Source organism: Corynebacterium sp. LaCa117, assembly GCF_046717765.1.
Lineage (GTDB): Bacteria > Actinomycetota > Actinomycetes > Mycobacteriales > Mycobacteriaceae > Corynebacterium > Corynebacterium kefirresidentii.
Genome location: NZ_CP177102.1, coordinates 423,962 through 441,676 on the forward strand (window position 1 = coordinate 423,962; position 17,715 = coordinate 441,676).

Genomic DNA, 17,715 nt, shown 5'->3' on the forward strand with positions numbered 1-17,715 from the left:
TTATGAAGATCCATAAGGGAGATATGGTGATCGTCATTTCGGGCCCGGATAAGGGCGCGAAGGGCAAGGTCATCGAGGCATACCCAAAGCGTGACAAGGTCCTCGTAGAGGGCGTTAACCGCATCAAGAAGCACGTCGCAAACTCCGCTACCGAGCGTGGCGCCGAGTCCGGCGGAATCGTTACCCAGGAAGCACCGATCCACGTGTCCAACGTTGCGATCGTTGACTCCGAAGGCAACCCGACCCGCGTGGGCTACCGTTTCGACGAGAACGGCAAGAAGGTCCGTATCGCGCGTAGCAACGGGAAGGACATCTAAAAATGAGCGAGAACTACACCCCGCGTCTGAAGACTCGCTACCGCGAGGAAATCCGCAAGACCCTGAATGACGAGTTCAACTACGACAACGTCATGCAGATCCCTGGTGTCACCAAGGTTGTTGTCAACATGGGTGTTGGCGAAGCCGCACGTGACTCCAAGGTCATCAACGGCGCACTCGAGGACCTGACCGCTATTACCGGTCAGAAGCCGCAGCTGCGTCGCGCTAAGAAGTCCATCGCGAACTTCAAGCTTCGTGAGGGCATGCCCATCGGCGCACGCGTTACCCTGCGCGGCGACCGCATGTGGGAGTTCCTGGACCGCCTGCTGACCATCGCGCTGCCACGTATTCGTGACTTCCGCGGTCTGTCTGATCAGCAGTTCGACGGCCACGGCAACTACACCTTCGGCCTGTCCGAGCAGTCCATGTTCTACGAGATCGACATCGACAAGATCGACCGCCCTCGTGGTATGGACATCACCGTCGTTACCACCGCTACTAACGACGACGAGGGCCGCAAGCTCCTGCGCGAGCTCGGCTTCCCGTTCAAGTAAATAGAGCGCTAAGAATTCCCAACTCCCCGGAAGGGGCGTTGGGATTTTCTAGTTTTACCGAGCGCCGCGAATTCCACGGGGCGAAGGCACTGGCTCCTGCCAGTGCGGCTTAGGCGCTTGCGGTCTCGGTATGCGTGGTGCCCTCATACTGCCAGCCGACGACCGCGTTGCGCACCGCCGGCTCCAAAGGGTTGGCAGGTTGAATGCAACTGATGGTGAGAAGACGGCCAGGCATGGGACCCTCGCCCCAAACAGAGGCGTCGTCAGAAAGCCCCTGTTTATCTGGGTCGTGTAAGTCGGTAGCGGTATAGATGAGCCAGTTTTGGCCGGAGTTCTGCGTGCGCACGTAGAGCTTGTCGCCTAAGTGCACCTTGTGCTCGTTGGCGGAGCCATCGTAGAGATTATTAAACACGCCCGGTACGCCCGCCCCAGTATGCCCGGCGATGACCACGATGTCTTGGGCCGTCGTGCCCGGCAGTGAATAAGGGCGGTCTTCGGCAGTGTAGGTGCAGGCCTTATTCATGGAATCCGGATTGATGGCACCGTTGACTACGCGACAGGAGCCGTCCTGAAAATCGGCATGAACCTCAATAGCGGGGATAAAGAGCTCGACGGCAGGTGAAGGATCGATGGCAGGTGCCTCTTCTGCGGTGACCTCATTGGTCTCTAGACCCTCTGGAGGGTTGACCACGCGGTTGATCGTGCTGGCGAGTAACACGGTGGCAACGATGCCGATAACCACGCGAAGGATGCCGGAGGACTTCCACACTTTTTTGATTCGCTCCCACAGGGTGGGTTTGCGGCGGTGTCGGGGAAGTGAGGTGTCCTCAATGCGGCGCGGTGGGCGGCGGCGCTGTTGTTGGCGGGTGCGCGTTTCGGTCTGGCGCCACTGGCGATCAGCATCTGTACGGTCGGATCGCGATGGAACGCTGCGGCGCCCGTTAGCGGGAAGCCGATTCGGTTCCCTCCGCGGCCGGTAGTGGGAATCCATGCGACCTCCGAAGAGAAAATACGGGTAATAGGAAAGTTCTAGCTTACACCGCAGTGTTATGCATACCCGGAATTGACGCGGAATCAGGTGGTCAGGATAAGATTAGAAGGATTTAATTCTCTTTAATTAATGAGGTTGAAATGTCTCTCAATGATGCCGCCAAGGCGGCGGCCGTCAAGAAGGTCACCTTATTAGATGAATCCTTCGCTCGCTTTGCAGTTCGCGCTACCTTGGCGGGTGTGTACCTGTGCATCGGTACCGCCTTTGCCGGTGTGGTAGGCCAGGCCGTCAACGGCGTTGCGCCGGGGATGGGCTCCGTGGCTTTTGCCCTATTTTTCGGCGTGGGCCTGTTCGCTATTCTGCTCTTGGGTGCAGATCTGGCTACCGGCAACATGATGTACATGGTCTATGCCGCCAGCAATAAGCACGTGGCGTGGGGCAAGGCCCTGTACCTGCTGCTTATCACCACCATTTTCAACCTGGTGGGCGCGATCATTTTTGCCGCCATTATGGCGATGTCTGCCAAGTTCGCCGACCTAGATCCCTCGCACCTCTTGGTGACGGTTTCTGAAGGCAAGCTCACCAAGTCCCCGCAAGGCATGTTGGTAGAGGCAATTGCCGCGAACTTCGTGGTCAATATGGGTATCGTGGGAGCCATTTTTGCCAAGGACGCGGCTTCGAAGTTCTTCGTGATTATCCCGATTATCGGCGCCTTCGTGGCGTTGGGTCTGGAACACGTTATTGCGAACTTCTGCCTGTTTAGCATCACGCTTTTCGCGTCCGACCCAGTGCCGGCAACCCTGACTGTTGGCAACGTGGCGCTCAATTGGATCCTGGTGTGGATCGGCAACTTCATCGGCGGCGGCCTTTTGGTTGGCGGAGTATATGCTTGGCTCAACCGCGGCCCAGAGGCCTACCGCGACTAGGCGAGCTCGCCGGAATACACATTAAAGTGGTCGCCGCGAGCAAATCCCACGAGCGCCATGCCGGTCTCGCGGGCCGTTTCCACCGCTAGGGAGGAGGCGGCGCTGACGGCAACCAGCATTCCGAAGCCGGCCATCGCCGCCTTTTGGACGAGCTCAAAGCTGGCGCGCGAGCTCATTACCAAAATGAGATCGTCAGCAGGCAGTCGATCCTCTAGCAGAAGGTGACCGATGACCTTATCGGCGGCATTGTGTCGGCCGATATCTTCGCGGATGACAACCGGTTCACCGGCCAAGGTGAAGGCACCGGCGGCGTGAATGCCGCCGGTCTTTTTAAATTGCTTCTGTTCGGCGCGAAGTGCTTCGGGCAGCTTGGCCACGACATAGGGATCCACCGGCACTTGGGGAATCGGGTAGCGCGTTTGCTTGGTCAACGCCTCGATAGAGGAGGTACCGCAGACGCCGCAGGCAGAAGTTGTGGTGGTCAGGCGCAGATCGCTTAGGTTAAGCACATTCTTTTTCGCTAGATCGACGTCGAGCAAGTTATAAGTATTCATTCCGTCGACGGTGGAGCCGGCGCAGTAGCGGGCCTCCGTGACGTCGCCAAGCGAGGCAATATGGCCTTCCGAATGCAAGAAACCGTGCGCCAGCTCGATGTCATGGCCGGGAGTGCGCATGGTGGTAGTAATGGTCTGGCCGCCCACGCGGATTTCGAGGGGCTCCTCGCCGGCGACAGTATCGGCGCGAGTATCGACCTGCAGGCTTTCTCCCAAACGGACCTTGGTGACGGCGAAGGTGGAATTCTTGCGACCGGCCATTACTGCAGCACCTGCTTTAGGGCGGCAATATTGCTACGTGCTTCGTCTACATCACTAGAAGCGAGGCCGACGAGGAAGGCCGTAAGCGGGGCCGCCGGGCGGGAGCGATTATGTGCAACGTCTTTGGTTAAGTCCAGGATTTCGCGGGTAAGTGCGGTTGCCTCTTGTGGATCGAGGCCAAGGTGACGGGCGGCTTCTTCCAGCCACTCGTGGGCGGATTGGATGGGGTCCTCGTGCGTTTGGGTCATAGCCATCTCCTTATTTATGTTCGTGCTGGTCTTGACTCTAATGACTGGGCGGGACTATTTGGAAAACCCCAGGTTATGGCGTAGCATAGTACCTCGTGCTTGCGCCGAGGCTTCGGCGTGCCTCGATCATTGCGAATTTTGGCACGCTGAGCTGCAGAAAGCGCCGAGCCGTTGCAAGAACTGAACATCAACTTTGTTGTAGGCCCCTCGCCGTAGATAGCGGACCGTTGTCTGAATCAAAGGGTGGCGAGCGCCTCACGGTACTGACCGTGGGGAGCGTGAGTAGCCCGAAATCACACGGAGAACGCTTTGGTGAGCACGGGAACCGCAACGAGAAAGGTACACGGTCACTCATATGACTATGACTGATCCTATTGCCGACATGCTGTCGCGCGTGCGCAACGCAAGTAATGCGCACCATGACACCGTGTCGATGCCTACCTCCAAGCTGAAGGCAAATATTGCTGACATCTTGAAGCAGGAAGGCTACATCGCTGACTACACCGTCGAGGGCCACACCCTGTCCCTCGAGCTGAAGTACAACAACCGCGAGCGCTCCCTGTCTGGCCTGCGTCGCGTGTCTAAGCCGGGTCTGCGTGTGTACGCAAAGTCCACCGAATTGCCGCAGGTTTTGGGCGGCCTGGGCGTGGCTATTATTTCCACGTCCCACGGCGTGCTGACTGACCGTCAGGCTGAGGAGAAGGGCGTAGGCGGAGAAGTTCTCGCCTACGTCTGGTAAAGGGAGGTTTGACACATGTCTCGAGTCGGTCTAGCACCAATCGCCGTACCAAACGGCGTCGAAATCAAGATCAACGGCCAAGACGTTGAGGTTAAGGGCCCAAAGGGCACCCAGAGCGTTAACGTTCCAGAGCCTATCGCCATCAACTTGGAAGACGGCGTACTGTCCGTCTCCCGCCCTGATGACCACCGCAAGAACCGTGCTCTGCACGGTCTGTCCCGCTCCCTGCTGAACAATGCTGTTATCGGCGTGACCGAGGGCTACACCATCAAGATGGAAATCTTCGGTGTCGGCTACCGTGTCCAGCAGAAGGGCAAGGACCTGGAATTCAGCCTGGGCTACTCCCACCCGATCCTCATCGAGGCTCCGGAGGGAATTACCTTCGCAGTGGACGGCGCAACCAAGCTGTCCATTACCGGTATTGACAAGCAACTAGTCGGACAGATCGCCGCTAATATCCGTCGTCTGCGTAAGGACGATCCTTATAAGGGCAAGGGTATTCGCTACGAAGGCGAGCAGATCCGTCGCAAGGTCGGAAAGACGGGTAAGTAAGCAATGGCAAACACTGAAAACACCAAGCGCACTCCAGTCGGCAAGGACATCTCCTCCCGTCGTCGCGAAGCACGCGCACGCCGTCACTTCCGTATCCGTAAGACCCTGCGCGGCACCCCTGAGGCACCGCGCCTGGTTCTTCACCGCTCCTCTCGTCACATGCACGTCCAGGTCATCGATGACCTGGCAGGCCACACCCTGGTCTCCGCATCCTCCATGGAGGCGGACGTTCGTGCACTCGAGGGCGATAAGAAGGCCAAGGCTGCCAAGGTAGGCGAGCTGGTTGCCGAGCGCGCAAAGGCCGCTGGCATCGAGCACGTCGTATTTGACCGCGCAGGCTACAAGTACCACGGCCGCGTCGCTGCGCTGGCTGACGCCGCACGTGAAGGTGGTCTGAAGTTCTAATGATCATCGTCAACGGAAACATCAACGGAAGGAACGCCTAATGTCGGACCGTGAACAGCGTGACGGCGGACGCTCCGCCGAGAACAACAAGAACAACCGCGGTGGCAACGGCCGCCGCAACGATCGTCGTAACCACCAGGACAACGAGCGCGATAAGTACATCGAGCGCGTTGTGACCATCAACCGCGTCTCCAAGACCGTTAAGGGTGGCCGCAACATGTCCTTCACCGCTCTCGTCGTCGTTGGTGACGGCCAGGGTCAGGTTGGCGTTGGCTACGGCAAGGCCAAGGAAGTCCCGGCCGCAATCCAGAAGGGTGCTGAAGAGGCTCGCAAGAACTTCTTCCGCGTTCCGATGATTGCCGGCACCATCACCCACCCGGTTGAGGGTCGCGACGCAGCTGGCATCGTTATGATGAAGCCTGCCGCACCTGGTACCGGTGTTATCGCCGGTGGTGCTGCTCGTCCAGTGCTTGAATGCGCTGGCGTGCAGGACATCCTGTCGAAGTCCCTGGGCTCCGACAATGCACTCAACGTCGTCCGCGCTACCGTGGACGGCCTCAAGCAGCTGGTCCGCCCTGAAGAGGTTGCCGCACGTCGTGGCAAGTCCATCGAAGAGGTCACCCCGGCCCGTATGCTGCGCAAGCGCGCAGGTCAGGAGGCATAAGCAATGGCTCTGAAGATTACACAGGTAAAGGGCCTGGTGGGCACCAAGCCGAACCACCGCAAGAACATTGAGGCTCTCGGCCTCAAACGCATCGGTCAGTCCGTAGTTAAGCAGGACACCCCGATCGTTCGCGGTATGGTTCACAAGGTTCGCCACCTGGTCACCGTCGAAGAAGTGGCAGGGGAGTAAACCATGGCTGATATCATCAAGCTGCACGACCTGCGCCCAACCGCAGGAGCAAATAAGCCTAAGACCCGCGTTGGCCGCGGTGAGGCATCCAAGGGTAAGACCGCTGGTCGCGGTACCAAGGGCACCGGTGCTCGTAAGCAGGTTTCCGCTGCTTTCGAGGGTGGCCAGATGCCGATCCACATGCGTCTGCCTAAGTTGAAGGGCTTCAAGAACCCGAACCACGTTGAGTACCAGGTAGTTAACGTTGCTGACCTGGCTGAGAAGTTCGCAGATGGCGGCGACATCACCGTTGCTGACATCGCAGCTGCTGGCCTGGTCCGCGCTAATAAGCCGGTCAAGGTTCTGGGCAACGGCGACATCAACGTTAAGTTGAACGTCACCGCTGACAAGTTCTCCAAGTCTGCTGTTGAGAAGATTGAGGCTGCTGGCGGTTCCGCCAACACCAAGTAATCTCCTCTAGGTAGATTTCATCCCCCTCTCCGCGCAAGCGGGGCAGGGGGATTTTTCTGCTGTTTTGAGAGAATCGGGCGGGCGCTGGCATGGAATCTGGTTGCCTAGCCTATCCCAGCAATTGGCGTTGGAAATGGTTGACAGGAAACCTTTATTGATAAATTAGGTTCACGGTATGGCCATTTTTATTCACGGCTGTTATAGTGAATCTTAGTTGAAAATCATCTAACGTTAAGGAGACTCTTATGTCGTCTATTTCTTCCCTGCTCGCTACTGCAATCGCAGCCATCATGCCGTTCGCTGGTTCCACCGGCCCTGTTGATGCCCAAGACCAGCTCTCCCAGCCGGAGCCTGCTGAGACCGTACAAACCGCGCCGGCGGAGGCTGGAGATCAGACTCCTCAAGACCAGCAGCCGGGTGCACATGCTGAAAAGGGCCGTATCACCGGCGACAAGGAAGATGTCATCAATGGCGCCGCAGAGGGTTCTGAAAAGGTTGACCCTGGCTTTAACGGTGGCAACCTACACAGCGGCAAGCTAGCCGTACAGCGCGAGTTGGCCCTGGCTACCCAAGAGGCCGGCCACGAGTTCATGAACATTGAGTTCAAGGATGACCACTCTGCCCACCTGACCTTCCCGGAGACCTACAATCCGGAAAAGGATGAGGCGGCCGTCCAGCGTGTCATGGATGCGCTGAAGATCAACGGCTATGACAACATCACCGCTGCATACTAAAGCGCTAACGTCCCAGTTTAGGGCATAAGAAAAGGGTGGACGCTCGTGGAGGGCGTGCCACCCTTTCATGTGTTTTCCACACCAGCCTAGGTGAAGCGCGGTGGAGAAGGATTAGGCCTCGTCTACGGTCTTTTCATACAGGCCGGGGAAGCGGTTATCCGGATCGGTGACTGCCTTAATGGCGGCGGGAAGGTTGCCGCCGTAGAGTTCTTCGAATTTTTCCCGGGAATAGAAGGCTTCGGAGTAAAGGGACTTGTGTCCGCCAAGCTCGTTGACCTTGGATTCAATGACGCGGTTGAAAGCACCATTATTCGGGGCAGAGGGGTCGACGTGGTCGCCTTCCACGCCGGACCAGAAGCCGACGTTGACCCACGTTTGTCCTGGGTGAAGCGGGTAGAGCGGCCATGGGTCCGTGGAGTGGGAGGCGATGTCGCCGGTACCTACAAGTTCGTCCACGCCATCACGCAAGCGAATGGGGCACAGCCAGACCGGTTGTATATCGGAGGCATTAAAGAACCAGTGGAGGAACTCCGGCAGGTTCTCCGGGGTTACCTCGATATCTTGCACCACGCGCTCCGCGCGCGGCTTGCCGTGCGGCTTTTTGATGAAGTTATATTCCAGCTCGTATTTGCGGTCGAGGCGCACCAATTTCCAATAAAAAGAACTGCGGCGCAACTCGCGGGGCCACACCTTGCGCACCTTGGGGTTCTGGGCGCCGAAAGCGCGCGAGCACCAGAACCAGTCGGTATCCCAGCGCCAGATATAGTCGCGGATTGTGAGGCGATCGCGGCGGATCCCAGAGTCGTGCTGGAGGCTGCGGTAATAGATCTTATCCCGCGTGTAATCGGAGGTCGGACCTTCCTCGTCGGTAAAGCGGGCAAAGACAAGGTAGGACTCGTCCTCCGAAAAGACCACGCCGTCGAGCCCGTGGACGGGCTCGCCGCGGTGGGTGTGGGTAGAGGAGACGTCGGCAAGCACGCGGCTTGCCTCCTCCACTGTGTGGAAACGCTCCTCGCGCAGCTCCACATAGGCGGGCACGGGCTCCAGCTCAATCTTTAGACGCACCGCATAGCCCAGCGAGCCATAGGAATTGGGGAAGAGGCGGAAGAGATCGACGTTTTCTTCGCGGGAGCAGGTGAGGATCTCGCCGGTGCCGGTGAGTACATCCATCTCTATTACGGATTCGTGCGGGAGGCCATTGCGGAAGCTGGTGGATTCCACACCCATTCCAGTAACAGCGCCGCCCAAGGTAATGGTCTTCAGCTGTGGCACCACAAACGGCATCAGGCCATGGGGAAGGGTGGCATCGACGAGGTCCTCATAGGTGCACATGCCTTGCACCTCGGCCGTGCGAGCAACCGGATCGACCTCGATGACGCCGCCTAGGCCGGATACGTCTAGGCCCTCTTGCTCCTCGCTGCGGCTGCGGAAAAGATTAGAAGTTTTCTTGGCTAGGCGCACGCGCTTTCCGGCCGGTACGGCACGGAAGCTGGCGAGCAGCTTGTCGACGCCCTCCTGGTGCGCCGCCCACCCCACCGGCTCAATGGGCATGGCATCTACTGGGCGTGGTTGGGCGGCGGCAACGCGTTCGCGCAGATTATCAATGAGTGTCATGGCAAAGCCTCCTTAAAAGCGGCTATCTTCCCACCACCGGCGCTCAGGCACGCCGGCGCGGGAGCCGGCCTCGCCCAGCTTGACGCCGAGGAAGTGGTACAGGTTGATGATATTGCGCTCAAATCCCCACTCTGAACCGGCCATATAAATGCCGTAGAGGCGGGCAGTAGGCAGTCCCACGGTGGCGCAGGCCTCGTCCCAATTTTCCTTCAGGTTCTCGCACCAATCGTGCAGCGTCCGCATGTAGTCAAAGCGCAGTGACTCGGTGTGGATGACCTCAAAGCCATTATCCTGCATGGCCTTGGTGACATTGCCGGAACCGGTGAGCTCGCCATCGGGGAAGATATAGCGGTCAATGAAGCCGCCCTTAGGCGTCTTGTGGTTATCCGGATAGGTGATGTTGTGGTTGAGCATCAGGCCGCCCACCTTCAACTTGCCATGGAGGAACTTGAAGAAGTCATCATAATTTTTTACACCGATGTGCTCGATAATTCCGATGGCGGAGATAGCATCGAAGCCCTCTTCGGTGATATCGCGGTAGTCCATGAAGCGTACTTCCGCTAAGTCTTGGAGGCCTTCCTCCTCAATCTTGCGCTGGCCCCACTCGGCCTGTTCCTTGGATAGGGTGACGCCAATGGACTTCACGCCGCGGCGCGCCGCGTAGCGCACCATGCCGCCCCAGCCACAGCCCACGTCCAAGTGGCGGTCGCCCTCCTGGAGGCGCAGCTTGTCAAAGATGAGGCGGTACTTATTCTCCTGTGCTTCCTCCAAGGTGGCGTCTGGGGAGGGGTAGTAGGCGCAGGTATAGGTCATCGAATCGCCCAAGAAGAGCTCATAAAAGTCATTGCCCACGTCATAGTGATCAGAAATGACATCCGCATCGCGTTGCTTGGAGTGCTTAGACAGGCCATCATGCACCTTGCGGCGCAACCAGGAGGCTCGCTCTACCTCTGGCACCGGCTGGATTTGGAAGGCACCCATCGACGCTAGGGAACGGATAACACGTGCCAGCGTTTTTGCATCCGGCTTGTGGAATTTGTCGTACATGGCATGCAGGGCGTCAAAAATTCCATAGGGATGGGCGGGGTGATCGCCGTACACCGTGATGCCGTCCGTGACATAAGCGCGAGCAAATCCCACGTCGCCGGGGTGGGTAGCAATAAAAGAAAGGCCCTCGAGGCTATTGATAGTTACCTTGTACTGGGCATCCTCGGGTCCGGTTGCGGACCCATCGAAGGCTTCCCAGCGGAAGGGATTGGGGCTAGGGACAAAAACGTCGATGATCTCAGCTACGGTCATCGGCGTGAATTTCTTTTTCATAAGTACTTCTTTCGAAAATAGTTGGTTCACACCAATAACGGCCTCGTGGCACATGGGGCTGTGAGGTCGGAGACTTTACTGGGGGATTGCATGTGTGCAATACCCCCTCATGGTAAACCCCGTAGGCAAAACGCGCGAAAGAACAAGCAATGATGGTCACACTATTGGGTATTAATGTGGCTATGGGGGGCAAGGCTGGTAGGGTTGTGGGGTCATAAGTGTTCAACCGTCCCTGAAAGAAGCCTAAAATTCCCCTTAGCTGTCCGGTTTAAGGGGTGCGGTTTCCTAGGGGCAGATGAGTTTCCACCTCCGTGTATGAGCGCGAAACCCTCCCTAGATTTCGCGTTCGGCAGCGGTAGGCCAGGAGGATTTTGTAGTGTCCGCCATTATCCAGGCTTTTAAGGATGCCGACCTACGTAAGAAGATCATCTTCACCATCGTGATGGTCATTGCGTACCGAGTCGGCGCACAGATCCCGTCCCCGGGTGTTGACTATGCGTCAATTGCTGGCCGCTTGCGCCAGCTGACCGAGCAGTCCGGAGACCTTTACTCCGTCATTAACCTCTTCTCGGGTGGCGCATTGCTGCAGCTGTCGATCTTCGCCATCGGCATCATGCCGTACATTACGGCCTCGATTATCGTGCAGCTGTTGACCGTGGTCATTCCCCGCTTCGAGGAATTGAAGAAGGAAGGCCAGTCCGGTCAGGCGAAGATGACCCAGTACACTCGCTACCTGACCTTGGCGTTGGCGTTGCTACAATCCTCCGGCATCGTCGCACTGGCAGACCGCGAGCAGCTGCTGGGCCAGGGCGTACAGGTCTTGGCAGAAGACCGTAACTTCTTTACCCTCATCGTCCTGGTAATCACCATGACGTCGGGCGCCGTGCTGGTGATGTGGATGGGCGAGCTCATCACCGAAAAGGGCATTGGTAACGGTATGTCCCTGCTCATCTTTGCCGGCATTGCTACCCGCCTGCCTACCGATGGCGTGAGCATCATGCAGAACAACGGCGCACTCGTCTTTGCCATGGTCGTTGCTGGCTTGGTTGTCCTCGTCGTGGGCATCACCTTCATCGAGCAGGGTCAGCGCCGTATCCCGGTCCAGTACGCCAAGCGCATGGTTGGCCGCCGTCAGTACGGTGGTTCCTCCACCTACTTGCCGCTGAAGGTCAACCAGGCCGGCGTTATCCCGGTCATCTTTGCCTCCTCCCTTATCTACATGCCGGTGCTCATTACCCAGATCGTGAACTCTGGCTCCGCCGGTACCCCCGATAACTGGTGGCAGCGCAATGTCATCGCACACCTGCAGGCGCCATCGTCCTGGCAGTACATCGTGCTGTACTTCGTGCTGACTATCTTCTTCGCTTATTTCTACGTTTCGGTTCAGTACGATCCGGCAGAGCAGGCGGATAATATGAAGAAGTATGGTGGCTTCATTCCGGGTATCCGCCCGGGCCGTCCGACCGCGGAGTACCTTGGTTATGTGATGAACCGTCTGCTGTGCGTGGGCGCCCTGTACTTGGCAGTTATCGCCATTTTGCCGAATATCCTCTTGGATCTCGGTGTGGGCCGCACTTCTGCCAGCGGTACCTCCGCCTTTGGCGGTACGGCCATCCTGATTATGGTCTCTGTCGCTTTGACTACGGTCAAGCAGATCGAGTCCCAGCTACTGCAATCCAACTACGAAGGACTACTTAAGTAATGCGTCTTGTACTTCTAGGACCTCCCGGTGCCGGCAAGGGCACCCAGGCAGCTATCCTCAGCGAGAAGCTAAACGTTCCGCATATCTCCACCGGCGACCTCTTCCGCGCCAATATTGGCGAAGGCACTCCGCTGGGCGTGGAAGCAAAGTCTTATATCGATGCAGGCAAGCTGGTACCTACCGACGTCACCGCTCGTATGGTCGAGGATCGCCTCAACCAGGACGATGCCAAGAATGGCTTCCTGCTGGACGGTTTCCCTCGTACTACCGAGCAAGCAGACATCCTGGAAGAGCTGCTGTCCAAGAAGGGCGAGAAGCTCGACGGCGTGCTCAACTTCGAGGTATCTGAGGACGTAGTTGTCGAGCGCATGATGGCTCGCGGCCGCGCCGACGATAACGAGGAAACCATCCGCACCCGTCTCGGTGTGTACCGTGAGGAGACCTTCCCGCTCATTGAGCACTACGGCGATGCCATTATCCCCATCAAGGCCGAAGGCACCGTGGAGGAGATTAACGCCCGTGCGATGGAAGCACTGGGTAAGTAAGCATGGCTTTTCGACGCCGCAGTAAGCGCATCCCCGCCCGTACCCCGGGTGAGCTAGACGCCATGCAGGCCGCCGGCGAGATCGTCGGCAAGGCACTGCAGGAAGTCCGCGCTGCTGCGGCGTCTGGCGTATCTACCCTCGAATTAGATGCAGTGGCCGAACAGACCATTCGCGATGCCGGGGCTTATCCCACTTTCAAGGGCTACGAAGGCTTTCCGGGCTCCATTTGCGCTTCCGTTAATGATGTCATCGTCCACGGAATCCCAGACCAGGAAACTGTGCTCGCCGAAGGTGACCTGGTTTCCATTGATTGTGGTGCCACGCTCGACGGCTGGGTCGGCGATAGCGCATGGTCCTTCGCCGTGGGCAAGCTCGATCCAGATGTCGAGGCCCTCAACAAGGCCACCGAGTGGGTCCTTATGGAAGGCATGCAGGCTATGGTTCCGGGCAATCTGCTTACCGATGTCTCTCATGCCTTAGAGCAAGCCACCCGCCGTGCCGAGGACAAGTTCGGTGTGGAGCTTTTTATCGTCGATGGTTACGGTGGACACGGAATTGGACGCACCATGCATGAGGAACCGTACCTAGCCAACGAAGGCCGGCCCGGGCGCGGCCCGCTGATTCAGGAAGGTTCCGTACTGGCCATCGAACCCATGCTAACTTTGGGCACAGAGGATTCCGCCGTCTTAGAGGATGACTGGACGGTCGTTACCCTCGATGGTTCCTTTGCCGCCCACTGGGAGCATACGGTGGCCGCCACCGCCGATGGTCCCCGTATTCTCACCCGTCGCTACTGACACATATTCCCCAATATTGCCTGTTGTACTAGGCAGATACCCCCCGAAAGGTTTATACTCACAGCCATGTCTAAATTTAGCTTCCGCAAGTTCCGTGCCACGGTCGCAGCGCCCGCAGTCGTTAGCGTGATGGCCTTGAGCGCCACCGTTGCGGCTCCTGCCGCTACTGCCCAGGAGGTTCCTAACCTGGATCAGCTCAGCTCCAAGGCAAACTCTGACCTCGCACAGCTCTCTTCTCAGTCCGGCCTAGATAAGCTCACCGCTGATGCAAAGGCACAGCTGGATAATTTCTACGGCCAGACCCGCGAGCAGGCGTGGAACACCCGCAACCAGATTTTGGACCAGGCGGAGAAGTTCTCTCCTGAGCTGGCTCCTAGCGTTCAGACTGCAGTGGACGGCGCCGTTGAATTCCTCTTCCCAGGCCTGATTGCTCAGAAGAATGAGGAGGCACGCAAAGCTCGTGAGGCTGCGGCCCGCGCTAATGCCGAGCGCGTTGCCGCTGAGAAGGCTCGCTCCGAGGCTGCCGCACGCAAGGCGGAAGCACAGCGCCGCGCTAACGAGTTTGACCGTGGTCCGTGCCCTGCGGACGCCAAGGTGTGTGTTGACTTGAACGGTCGCCGCACCTGGCTGCAGGACGGCGGCAAGGTCTCCTATGTTTCTCCGGCCATGTCGGCTGGCATGCGTGGTCAGGAAACCCCACGCGGCACCTTCCACGTCACCCGCAAGGTAGAGCACGAAATCTCCCGCGAGTTCAATAACGCGCCGATGCCGTACTCCATCTACTTCACCAATAATGGCCACGCCTTCCACTTGGATGACCCGGCCGTTGACTCCAATGGTTGCGTACACCTGCCGCCGGACGCTGCAAAGCGTTACTGGGATAACGTGCAGGTCGGCGATAAGGTATTCATTTACTAAAGCCTCCCGCCACTGCGCTTATTGATTCCCCCGCGCTGGTTCCCCGATAAGGAAGCCGGTGTTGGGGGATTTCTTCGATCTGCCAGTCTTAAAAACTCTGACCGTGGGCACAAGGGTAGGGGAGCGGAGAGGTCCATTATGGGACGTCGGAAAGTGCAGCGGTTTGGAAAACGTGTCGCTGCAGCGTATGCTGTTAAGTCGGTGTATAGCGTCAGTGAGGCTGGCGCGGATACGCCACCGCAGTAGACAACAAACATGCAGGTGACGGCGCACTTGTCCGTCGCCAGAAAAGTAGAGGTTATGGCTAAGGAAGGCGCAATCGAGGTAGAAGGCCGCATTATCGAGCCTTTGCCCAACGCAATGTTCCGTGTCGAGCTCGACAATGGACACAAGGTTCTTGCACATATTTCTGGCAAGATGCGTCAGCACTACATCCGCATCCTCCCAGAGGACCGCGTGGTTGTAGAGCTGTCTCCTTATGACCTGACCCGTGGACGCATCGTCTACCGCTACAAGTAAAAACTGTAAGCCTCCTCACCCAAGGGTGGACCTGTAGGTTCACCCTGTCCACCTCAGGCTACGGTGGCCTGAGCCCACACTGGTAAGTAACCCAAGGATTCCCGGCACGGTCCGGGCGAAGCGTTGCATGGAGTGGGACGGATGGGGAGAAAACCGCCGTAACAACCCGAAAGGACACGCCATATGGCACGTCTAGCTGGTGTTGACCTCCCACGCAATAAGCGTATGGAGGTCGCTCTCACCTACATCTACGGCATCGGTCCAACCCGTGCCAAGGAACTGCTAGAAAAGACTGGCATTTCTCCTGACCTGCGCACTGACAACCTGGATGATGACCAGCTGTCGGCGCTCCGTGACGCAATTGAGGCTACCTGGAAGGTTGAGGGTGACCTCCGCCGTCAGGTTCAGGCTGATATCCGCCGCAAGATTGAAATCGGTAGCTACAAGGGTCTGCGCCACCGTCGTGGCCTGCCTGTACGTGGCCAGCGCACCAAGACCAATGCGCGCACTCGTAAGGGTCCGAAGAAGACGATCGCAGGAAAGAAGAAGTAATTCATGCCTCCAAAGACTCGTTCCGGCGCGCGCCGTTCCGGCCGTCGCGTCGTAAAGAAGAATGTGGCTCTCGGCCACGCATACATCAAGTCCACCTTCAATAACACCATCGTCTCGATCACCGATCAGACCGGTGCTGTTATTTCCTGGGCATCCTCCGGCCACGTTGGCTTCAAGGGCTCCCGTAAGTCCACTCCGTTCGCCGCTCAGATGGCAGCTGAGAACGCTGCCCGTAAGGCAATGGATCACGGCATGAAGAAGGTTGACGTATTCGTCAAGGGTCCAGGCTCCGGCCGTGAGACCGCCATCCGTTCCCTGCAGGCCGCAGGCCTCGAGGTTTCCTCGATCACGGATGCTACCCCACAGCCGCACAACGGCTGCCGTCCGACCAAGCGCCGCAAGGTTTAAGGGAAAGGAAGAGGTAAGAAAATGGCTCGTTACACTGGCCCCGCTACCCGCGTATCCCGCCGTCTTCGCGTCGACTTGGTCGGCGGAGATATGGCATTCGAGCGCCGCCCGTACCCACCGGGACAGGCTGGCCGCAACCGCATCAAGGAATCTGAGTACCTGCTGCAGCTCCAGGAGAAGCAGAAGGCAAAGTACACCTACGGTGTGCTGGAGCGTCAGTTCCGTCGCTACTACGCAGAGGCTAACCGCCTCCCGGGCAAGACCGGCGATAACCTGGTTATCCTGCTCGAGTCCCGCCTGGACAACGTAGTTTACCGTGCAGGTCTGGCACGCACTCGCCGCCAGGCTCGCCAGCTTGTTTCTCACGGTCACTTCACCGTGAACGGCAAGAACATCAACGTTCCTTCCTACAAGGTCACCCAGTACGACATCATCGATGTCCGTGACCGCTCCAAGAAGATGGAATGGTTCGAAGATGCTCAGGACGCCCTCATCGATGCCAACGTACCGGCATGGCTGCAGGTTGTTCCTGATACCCTGCGCATCCTCGTGCACCAGCTGCCCGAGCGCGCTCAGATCGACATTCCGCTGCAGGAGCAGCTCATCGTCGAGCTTTACTCGAAGTAAACTGTTATTCCGCAAGGCCTTTAATGGTCTGGCGGAGAACCAGGAATCTTCAATCCCGAAGATTTTTACCCCTCTACCGGCGTCAAATAGCGGTCGCCGAAAAGGAGAATTGCAATGCTCATTTCCCAGCGTCCTCAACTCACCGAGGAATTCATCGACTCGTCTCGTTCCAAGTTCGTCATCGAACCGCTCGAGCCGGGCTTTGGCTACACCCTCGGTAACTCGCTGCGTCGTACCCTGCTGTCTTCCATTCCGGGTGCAGCAGTAACCTCCATCAAGATCGATGGTGTTCTCCACGAGTTCACCACCATCAACGGTGTGAAGGAAGACGTTTCCGAGATCATCTTGAACATCAAGAGCATGGTGCTTTCTTCCGACTCTGATGAGCCGGTAGTTATGTACCTGAGCAAGGAAGGCCCGGGCGATGTCACCGCGGGCGATATCCAGCCGCCGGCTGGCGTGGAGATCCACAACCCGGATCTGCACATCGCTTCCTTGAATGACACCGCCAAGCTGGACATTGAGCTCGTCGTCGAGCGCGGCCGTGGCTACGTCCCAGCCGCTCCTACCTCCGGTGAGATCGGCCGTATCCCGGTCGACCAGATTTACTCCCCGGTTCTGAAGGTCTCTTATAAGGTCGAAGCAACTCGTGTTGAGCAGCGCACCGACTTTGACAAGCTGACCATCGACGTCGAAACCAAGAACTCGATCTCCGCACGCGATGCGCTGGCTTCCGCCGGTGGCACCCTGGTCGAGCTTTTCGGCCTGGCTCGCGAGCTGAACAACGCTGCCGAAGGCATCGAGATCGGACCCTCCCCGCAGGAGACCGAGTACATCGCTGCTTATGGCATGCCGATCGAGGACCTGAACTTCTCCGTCCGCTCTTATAACTGCCTGAAGCGTCAGGAGATCCACACCGTGGGCGAGCTCGCTGAATGCACCGAGTCCGACCTGCTGGATATCCGCAACTTCGGCCAGAAGTCGATCAATGAGGTAAAGATCAAGCTGGCTAACCTGGGCCTGGCTCTCAAGGACACCCCTGAGGACTTTGACCCGACCCAGCTCGAGGGCTACGACGCAGAAACCGGTGACTTCAAGGACCCGGCTGCTGAGGATTCCGAGTAAAGAA

24 protein-coding genes are annotated in these 17,715 nt (G+C 58.1%); 19 read left to right on the forward strand and 5 right to left on the reverse strand.

All coding sequences use genetic code 11. From position 1 onward, the window contains the following. Nucleotides 1–2: 2 nt before the first annotated feature. Nucleotides 3–317 carry a 50S ribosomal protein L24 gene (gene rplX / locus ACLI1L_RS02190; RefSeq protein ID WP_005322810.1) on the forward strand — a complete coding sequence of 105 codons (315 nt, stop codon included), beginning with the start codon at nt 3–5 and terminating at the stop codon, nt 315–317. Between the two features lie 2 nt (nt 318–319). Continuing rightward, a complete protein-coding gene (rplE, locus tag ACLI1L_RS02195) occupies nt 320–871 on the forward strand; it encodes a 50S ribosomal protein L5 (protein ID WP_049358620.1) in 552 nt (183 codons plus the stop codon). Nucleotides 872–980: 109 nt separating this feature from the next. Here rplE and ACLI1L_RS02200 read toward each other — a convergent pair whose 3' ends face one another. Beyond that, entirely contained in the window at nt 981–1,862 is an 882-nt protein-coding gene (locus ACLI1L_RS02200; RefSeq protein ID WP_394286844.1) for a hypothetical protein, read from the reverse strand. Nucleotides 1,863–2,002: 140 nt separating this feature from the next. On the opposite strand from ACLI1L_RS02200, the gene ACLI1L_RS02205 reads away from it, so the two are divergent. Then, complete coding sequence (locus ACLI1L_RS02205) at nt 2,003–2,788, forward strand: formate/nitrite transporter family protein (protein WP_394286845.1); 786 nt, start codon at nt 2,003–2,005, stop codon at nt 2,786–2,788. Here ACLI1L_RS02205 and fdhD read toward each other — a convergent pair. Together fdhD and ACLI1L_RS02215 are read right to left on the reverse strand one after the other, a co-directional pair. Beyond that, nucleotides 2,785–3,603 (reverse strand): formate dehydrogenase accessory sulfurtransferase FdhD, encoded by an 819-nt coding sequence (gene fdhD, locus ACLI1L_RS02210; RefSeq protein ID WP_411707945.1) that lies wholly within the window; start codon nt 3,601–3,603, stop codon nt 2,785–2,787. The two genes, ACLI1L_RS02205 and fdhD, sit on opposite strands and share 4 nt — an antisense overlap. Beyond that, complete coding sequence (locus ACLI1L_RS02215) at nt 3,603–3,851, reverse strand: DUF6457 domain-containing protein (protein ID WP_317001288.1); 249 nt, start codon at nt 3,849–3,851, stop codon at nt 3,603–3,605. The genes fdhD and ACLI1L_RS02215 overlap by 1 nt, the downstream gene beginning before the upstream one ends. Before the next feature lie 355 nt (nt 3,852–4,206). On the opposite strand from ACLI1L_RS02215, the gene rpsH reads away from it, so the two are divergent. The 7 genes from rpsH to ACLI1L_RS02250 all read left to right on the forward strand — a co-directional run bounded on the left by rpsH (nt 4,207) and on the right by ACLI1L_RS02250 (nt 7,584). Beyond that, nucleotides 4,207–4,590, forward strand: a complete 384-nt coding sequence (gene rpsH / locus ACLI1L_RS02220) for a 30S ribosomal protein S8 (protein ID WP_005322799.1) — start codon at nt 4,207–4,209, stop codon at nt 4,588–4,590. Nucleotides 4,591–4,605: 15 nt separating this feature from the next. Beyond that, on the forward strand, nt 4,606–5,142 hold the full coding sequence (gene rplF / locus ACLI1L_RS02225; protein ID WP_086587762.1) for a 50S ribosomal protein L6: 537 nt from the start codon (nt 4,606–4,608) through the stop codon (nt 5,140–5,142). 3 nt (nt 5,143–5,145) lie between these two features. Next, nucleotides 5,146–5,547, forward strand: a complete 402-nt coding sequence (gene rplR, locus ACLI1L_RS02230) for a 50S ribosomal protein L18 (RefSeq protein ID WP_005322788.1) — start codon at nt 5,146–5,148, stop codon at nt 5,545–5,547. Between the two features lie 40 nt (nt 5,548–5,587). Beyond that, complete coding sequence (rpsE, locus tag ACLI1L_RS02235; protein ID WP_023020586.1) at nt 5,588–6,211, forward strand: 30S ribosomal protein S5; 624 nt, start codon at nt 5,588–5,590, stop codon at nt 6,209–6,211. Between the two features lie 3 nt (nt 6,212–6,214). Then, nucleotides 6,215–6,400, forward strand: coding sequence for a 50S ribosomal protein L30 (rpmD, locus tag ACLI1L_RS02240; RefSeq protein WP_023020587.1), 186 nt, complete (start codon nt 6,215–6,217; stop codon nt 6,398–6,400). A gap of 3 nt (nt 6,401–6,403) precedes the next feature. Beyond that, nucleotides 6,404–6,850, forward strand: a complete 447-nt coding sequence (gene rplO, locus ACLI1L_RS02245) for a 50S ribosomal protein L15 (protein ID WP_005322777.1) — start codon at nt 6,404–6,406, stop codon at nt 6,848–6,850. A gap of 245 nt (nt 6,851–7,095) precedes the next feature. Beyond that, complete coding sequence (locus ACLI1L_RS02250; RefSeq protein WP_411707946.1) at nt 7,096–7,584, forward strand: hypothetical protein; 489 nt, start codon at nt 7,096–7,098, stop codon at nt 7,582–7,584. A gap of 111 nt (nt 7,585–7,695) precedes the next feature. On the opposite strand, the gene ACLI1L_RS02255 is transcribed toward ACLI1L_RS02250, so the two are convergent. Beyond that, complete coding sequence (locus ACLI1L_RS02255) at nt 7,696–9,198, reverse strand: FAD-binding oxidoreductase (protein WP_411707947.1); 1,503 nt, start codon at nt 9,196–9,198, stop codon at nt 7,696–7,698. A 12-nt stretch (nt 9,199–9,210) separates the two neighbouring features. Then, nucleotides 9,211–10,518 carry a class I SAM-dependent methyltransferase gene (locus tag ACLI1L_RS02260; RefSeq protein ID WP_049360586.1) on the reverse strand — a complete coding sequence of 436 codons (1,308 nt, stop codon included), beginning with the start codon at nt 10,516–10,518 and terminating at the stop codon, nt 9,211–9,213. Nucleotides 10,519–10,894: 376 nt separating this feature from the next. Here ACLI1L_RS02260 and secY point away from each other — a divergent pair, with 376 nt between their 5' ends. The 9 genes from secY (at nt 10,895) to ACLI1L_RS02305 (ending at nt 17,711) form a co-directional block, all read left to right on the forward strand. Then, a complete protein-coding gene (gene secY / locus ACLI1L_RS02265; RefSeq protein WP_086587782.1) occupies nt 10,895–12,220 on the forward strand; it encodes a preprotein translocase subunit SecY in 1,326 nt (441 codons plus the stop codon). Beyond that, on the forward strand, nt 12,220–12,765 hold the full coding sequence (locus ACLI1L_RS02270) for an adenylate kinase (protein WP_023020592.1): 546 nt from the start codon (nt 12,220–12,222) through the stop codon (nt 12,763–12,765). The genes secY and ACLI1L_RS02270 overlap by 1 nt, the downstream gene beginning before the upstream one ends. A gap of 2 nt (nt 12,766–12,767) precedes the next feature. After that, complete coding sequence (gene map, locus ACLI1L_RS02275; protein ID WP_411707948.1) at nt 12,768–13,562, forward strand: type I methionyl aminopeptidase; 795 nt, start codon at nt 12,768–12,770, stop codon at nt 13,560–13,562. 66 nt (nt 13,563–13,628) lie between these two features. Next, entirely contained in the window at nt 13,629–14,480 is an 852-nt protein-coding gene (locus ACLI1L_RS02280; protein WP_394286513.1) for a L,D-transpeptidase, read from the forward strand. Between the two features lie 300 nt (nt 14,481–14,780). Beyond that, nucleotides 14,781–14,999: a translation initiation factor IF-1 gene (gene infA / locus ACLI1L_RS02285; protein ID WP_004566852.1), complete on the forward strand. Its 219-nt coding sequence runs from the start codon at nt 14,781–14,783 to the stop codon at nt 14,997–14,999. 183 nt (nt 15,000–15,182) lie between these two features. Further along, nucleotides 15,183–15,551 (forward strand): 30S ribosomal protein S13, encoded by a 369-nt coding sequence (rpsM, locus tag ACLI1L_RS02290; protein ID WP_005322765.1) that lies wholly within the window; start codon nt 15,183–15,185, stop codon nt 15,549–15,551. A gap of 3 nt (nt 15,552–15,554) precedes the next feature. Further along, the gene (gene rpsK, locus ACLI1L_RS02295; RefSeq protein WP_005322764.1) at nt 15,555–15,959 is read left to right on the forward strand and encodes a 30S ribosomal protein S11; all 405 of its coding nucleotides are present in this window, start codon (nt 15,555–15,557) and stop codon (nt 15,957–15,959) included. A gap of 21 nt (nt 15,960–15,980) precedes the next feature. Further along, nucleotides 15,981–16,586 (forward strand): 30S ribosomal protein S4, encoded by a 606-nt coding sequence (gene rpsD / locus ACLI1L_RS02300; protein ID WP_005322762.1) that lies wholly within the window; start codon nt 15,981–15,983, stop codon nt 16,584–16,586. 114 nt (nt 16,587–16,700) lie between these two features. Then, complete coding sequence (locus tag ACLI1L_RS02305) at nt 16,701–17,711, forward strand: DNA-directed RNA polymerase subunit alpha (RefSeq protein ID WP_005322760.1); 1,011 nt, start codon at nt 16,701–16,703, stop codon at nt 17,709–17,711. The last annotated feature ends 4 nt before the right edge of the window (nt 17,712–17,715 follow it).